Origin of the sequence: Robertmurraya sp. DFI.2.37 (assembly GCF_029211245.1) — a bacterium.
Taxonomy (GTDB): domain Bacteria; phylum Bacillota; class Bacilli; order Bacillales; family Cytobacillaceae; genus Robertmurraya; species Robertmurraya methanolica_A.
In genome coordinates this window covers 1-286 of sequence record NZ_JARGEJ010000927.1, presented here as the reverse complement: position 1 = coordinate 286, position 286 = coordinate 1, and the positions used below count along the sequence as shown (strand labels likewise).

General features: G+C 31.8%; 1 protein-coding gene. It reads right to left on the bottom strand.

The genetic code is table 11. From position 1 onward, the window contains the following. Positions 1 to 286, bottom strand: a 286-nt coding sequence (locus tag PZE06_RS29195) for a YidC/Oxa1 family membrane protein insertase (protein ID WP_275792570.1), incomplete at both ends; no start/stop codon positions are given.

The window sequence follows — 286 nt, the reverse complement described above, 5'->3', positions numbered from 1 at the left end:
CCTATCGATAATGGATTAACATTATGTTTTTTATATAGAGCAAACATTTCTTGCTGAAGCTTTTGTTGTTCTGCTTCGTCTTTTGTTTTCTTTAACTTTGTTTGAATGGCATCAAGCTCCGGTTTCATCGCATCCATTTTTATTTTCATAGCCCGTTGCTTTTTCGTTTGTTTAAGCATCATTAGCATAAGGATAAGCCGAATAATCAATGTAATAAAAATAATCGATAAACCGAAATTCCCTCCAAATAAATTGGCAGTTGTATGAATTAAATTTTCAAAAGGCA